General features: G+C 67.2%; 2 protein-coding genes and 2 pseudogenes. 3 read left to right on the top strand and 1 reads right to left on the bottom strand.

Annotation, left to right across the window (positions count from 1 at the left end; translation table 11 throughout):
- Positions 1 to 221 (top strand): annotated as a pseudogene (locus KZA10_RS08230) (ATP-dependent helicase); the annotation flags it as partial.
- A gap of 202 nt (positions 222 to 423) precedes the next feature.
- A complete protein-coding gene (locus tag KZA10_RS08225) occupies positions 424 to 1,452 on the top strand; it encodes a 6-phosphofructokinase (RefSeq protein ID WP_017830949.1) in 1,029 nt (342 codons plus the stop codon).
- A 50-nt stretch (positions 1,453 to 1,502) separates the two neighbouring features.
- Here the strand turns inward: KZA10_RS08225 and KZA10_RS08220 are convergent, their stop codons facing one another.
- Entirely contained in the window at positions 1,503 to 3,602 is a 2,100-nt protein-coding gene (locus KZA10_RS08220) for a S9 family peptidase (RefSeq protein WP_218682621.1), read from the bottom strand.
- A 156-nt stretch (positions 3,603 to 3,758) separates the two neighbouring features.
- On the opposite strand from KZA10_RS08220, the pseudogene KZA10_RS08215 reads away from it, so the two are divergent.
- Positions 3,759 to 4,665, top strand: a pseudogene (locus KZA10_RS08215) (anion permease); the annotation flags it as partial.

Raw genomic sequence — 4,665 nt, 5'->3', positions numbered from 1 at the left:
CGATCGACCGTGTGCACTGCATCGGCCAGGGCGAGCCGGTCACCGCGTGGCGGATCATCGCCGCGCACACGATCGACACGAAGATCGCGGAGCTGATCGACCAGAAGCAGGGGCTCGCGGCGCGCGCTCTCGACGGTGAAGCGGTCGAGGAGTCGGCCGCAGAGCCGGTGCAGCTGGCGGCACTCATGCACCTGCTGCGACAGGCACTGGGCGGAGCATAGGCGTCAAGAATCGCCGTTCTTAACGTCGGATCCGGTGCGAGAACACTCGAGACCGGGAAGTTCGACGATATCGGTGAATCAGGTCGTCAAGATCGACGTTTTTCGCCGCTCCCGAATGGCGCCCGAGCGTGCCGGGGCGCTAGTGTCGATCGAAGGCAGCGTCGCCTGTTCCCCCATCTCCCGAACGTCTGAAGGCACCAGCATGAAGATCGGCATCCTGACGAGCGGCGGCGACTGCCCCGGCCTCAACGCGGTCATCCGCGGCATCGTGCTCAAGGGCACGACGTCATACGACCTCGAGTTCGTCGGCATCCGCGACGGATGGCGGGGCCTGGTCGACGGTGACTTCATGCCGCTGACCCGACACGAGGTGAAGGGGCTGTCGAAGGTCGGCGGCACGATCCTCGGCACCAGCCGCACGAACCCGTACGAGGGCGAGCGTGGGGGAGCCGACAACATTGCCAAGACCCTCTACGGGCACAAGATCGACGGCATCATCGCGATCGGTGGTGAGGGCACGCTGGCCGCAGCGGACCGTCTCGCCAAGGACGGCATCAAGGTCATCGGGGTCCCCAAGACGATCGACAACGACCTGCAGGCGACCGACTACTCGTTCGGCTTCGACACCGCGGTGAACATCGCCACGGATGCGATGGATCGGCTGCGCACGACCGGCGACTCGCACCAGCGCTGCATGGTCGCAGAGGTCATGGGCCGTCACGTCGGCTGGATCGCACTGCACGCCGGAATGGCTGCCGGAGCTCACGTCGTCTGCATCCCCGAGGTGCCGATGTCGATCGACGAGATCACGGAGCTGGTGACCAGCGCGCATGATCGCGGTCGCGCGCCTCTGGTCGTCGTCTCCGAGGGGTTCAAGCTCCTCGGAATGGACGAGGCCTACAGCGACAAGGGCCTCGACGCCTTCAACCGCCCCCGCCTCGGCGGCATCGGCGACCTGCTCGCGCCCGAGATCGAGCGCATCACCGGCATCGAGACGCGGGCGACGATCCTCGGTCACATCCAGCGCGGCGGATCGCCCTCGGCGTTCGACCGCGTGCTCGCGACACGACTCGGTCTGCACGCTGCCGACGCGATCGTCGACGGCGCCTGGGGCCAGATGGTCGCCATGCAGGGCACGGATATCGTCCGGGTGCCGTTCGCCGACGCACTGGGCGAACTGAACACGGTCCCGCGCTACCGCTACGACGAGGCGGCGGCGCTCTTCGGCTGAGCCGCCTGAGGCTGAGTCCGCCCTCCGCGGACGAGCTCAGCCTCAGCGATTCACTCCGCGGCGAGGCCGAGAGTGTCCAGCAGCCAGGCGAGTTCGAACGCCCGCTCCTTCCAGGAGTTGTAGCGCCCGCTCACCCCACCGTGTCCGGCGACCATCTCGCACTTGAGGATCACGTCCTTCGCCCCGGCCTCGCGCAGGCGTGCGACCCACTTCGCGGGCTCCACGTAGAGCACCCGCGTGTCGTTCAGGGACGTCACGGCGAGGATCCGTGGGTAGTCCACGCCGTCGCGGACGTTCTCGTAGGGGCTGTACGACTTCATGTAGGCGTAGACGTCCGGGTCATGGAGCGGGTCGCCCCACTCGTCCCATTCGATGACGGTCAGCGGCAACGACGGATCGAGGATCGTCGTCAGGGCGTCCACGAACGGCACGCCGGCGAGGATGCCGGCGAAGAGCTCGGGCGCGAGGTTCGTCACCGCGCCCATCAGCAGGCCGCCGGCGCTGCCGCCCTCGGCCACCATCCGACTCGGCGTGGTCACACCCGACTCGACCAGGTGCTCGCCGCAGGAGACGAAGTCCGTGAACGTGTTGCGCTTGTGCAGGAGTTTGCCGTCCTCGTACCACTGCCGGCCCATCTCGCCGCCTCCGCGCACGTGCGCGACCGCGAAGATCACACCCCTGTCGAGTTCGGAAAGGCGTGCCACGGAGAAGCCGGGGTCGATCGAGTGCTCGTACGATCCGTAGCCGTACAGGTGCACCGGACGCGGCTCGACGCCTGGTTCGCCGAACGAGCGCTTCCACACGAGCGAGATCGGCACGCGCACGCCGTCTGATGCGGTCGCCCACTCGCGTCGCTGGCCGTAGTCGGCGGGGTCGTAGCCCCCCAGCACCGGCACCTGCTTGCGCAGCACCAGCTCCCGGGTCGCGAGGTCGAGGTCGTACACGGTCCCCGGCGTCACGAACGAGGTGTAGCCCAGACGCAGGAAGGGCGAGTGCCATTCGGGGTTCCCGCTCACGCCGGCCGAGTAGAGCGGTTCGTCGAACACCAGCTCGTCGACCGCATCCGTGGCGTAGTCGAGCAGACCGACGCGCTCGAGTCCCTCGCTGCGGTACTCCACGGTGGCGAAGTCGCGGAACGCATCGACACCGAGGAGTCGTCTGCCCTGCTCATGCGCGAGCACCAGGTGTCGCTCGCCCTGCGGCTCGGACGCTGACACCGAGACGAGCTCGAAGTCGAGCGCTCCGTCGTTGTGCAGCACGAGCAGGCGATCCTCGCCGTCTACGACCGCATGCTCGACCGAGTACTCCACGCCTTCGCGACGCGGCCACACGAGCTGCGGCTCCGCGGTCAGCTCCCCCGTCAGATCGACGAGGTACTCCTCGCTCGTGATGCTCGAACCGACCGCGATGACCAGATACCGGCGGCTACGGGTGATCCCGGCACCGAGCCAGAACTTCTCATCCGGCTCGTGGAAGAGCTTCACGTCGTCGGTGACGGGCGTGCCGAGGCGGTGCAGCCACAAAGTGTCGGGCCTCCACGCCTCGTCGCGGGTCGTGTAGATCACACCCCGACCGTCTGGTGTGAAGAAAGCGCCGCCCGTGTTCGGGATCTCGTCGTCGAGCGTGGTGCCGGTGGTGAGGTCGCGCACGTGCACGGTGTACAGCTCGTCACCTTCGAAGTCGGTGGACCACAGCAGCTTCGTGGCGTCGTCGGACGTGTCGAACGCTCCGAGCGAGAAGAACTCGTGCCCCTCCGCCTCGATGTTGCCGTCGAGGAGCACGACCTCGCCGGGAACCGGGACACCGGGCACGAGACGCGGAGGAGTCCAGTCGTCGGGCTCGGCCGCGGCGCGGCACTGGATGCCGTACTGCGCGCCCTCCTCGGTGCGGCTGTAGTACCACCAGTGGCCACGGCGGGTGGGAACGGAGAGGTCCGTCTCCTGCACGCGGCCCTTGATCTCTTCGAAGAGCCGCTCGCGCAGAGCGGCGAGGTGTGCCGTCTCGGCATCCGTGTGGGCGTTCTCGGCCTCGAGGTGGGACACGACCTCCGCCGACTCCTTTGCGCGGAGCCATTCGTACGGATCGTCGAAGGTGTCACCGTGGTGGGTGCGGAGGGAGGAGCGGCGGTCGGCGGTAGGAGCGTCAGTCACCGTCTCACGCTATCCCAGGTCGAGTTGACCGGCACGGGGGAGGGTGGGAGGATCTACCGGGGCCGGTTAACGGAAGTCAAACCCACGGTGAACTCTTCGTTCATCACGTCGATCACGTCGACATCTCCTTCTTCCTCAAACGACCGAAAGCGAACGGTGGAAACCGCAGCCCTCATCGTCGTGCTTGTCATCGCGCTGGCACTCTTCTTCGACTTCACCAACGGCTTTCACGATACGGCGAACGCCATGGCGACGCCGATCGCCACCGGCGCGCTGAAGCCCAAGACAGCCGTCCTCCTCGCCGCCGTTCTCAACCTCGTCGGCGCCTTCCTGTCGACCGAGGTCTCCAAGACCATCTCCGGCGGGATCATCCGCGAGGATGCGATCATCGAGGCCGGGGCGGATCTGTTCCTGTCGTTGATCTTCGCCGGTCTGATCGGTGCGATCACCTGGAACATGCTCACGTGGCTTCTCGGTCTTCCCTCGAGCTCGTCGCACGCGCTCTTCGGTGGGCTCATCGGCGCCACCCTCGTCGGCGCAGGCATCGGCGGCATCGACTTCGGCATGGTGCTCTCCAAGATCGTGCTCCCCGCGCTGATCGCTCCGGTCACGGCAGGCCTGATCGCCTTCGCCGCGACGAAGATCGCCTACTCGATCACCCGTCGCTACGACGGAAAGCCCGACGGTCGCGACGGATTCCGGTGGGGCAGATCTTCACCTCCTCGCTGGTCGCGCTGGCTCACGGCACCAACGACGCCCAGAAGACGATGGGTGTGATCACCCTCGCGATGATCACGATCGGCTGGCAGTCCGGCGCTCACCACGAGCCCGAGCTGTGGGTCATCATCGCGTGTGCGTTCACGATCGCGCTCGGCACCTACCTGGGCGGCTGGCGCATCATCCGCACCCTCGGCAAGGGCCTGACCGACGTCAAGCCCGCACAGGGCTTCGCGGCGGAGAGCTCGACAGCCGCCACCATCCTCGCCTCCAGCGCCCTCGGATTCGCACTCTCGACCACGCAGGTCGCCTCCGGATCGGTCATCGGATCCGGCCTCGGTCGCCG

The organism is Microbacterium sp. BF1 (assembly GCF_019279095.1).
Lineage (GTDB): Bacteria > Actinomycetota > Actinomycetes > Actinomycetales > Microbacteriaceae > Microbacterium > Microbacterium maritypicum.
This window is presented reverse-complemented; position numbering and strand designations above follow the sequence as displayed.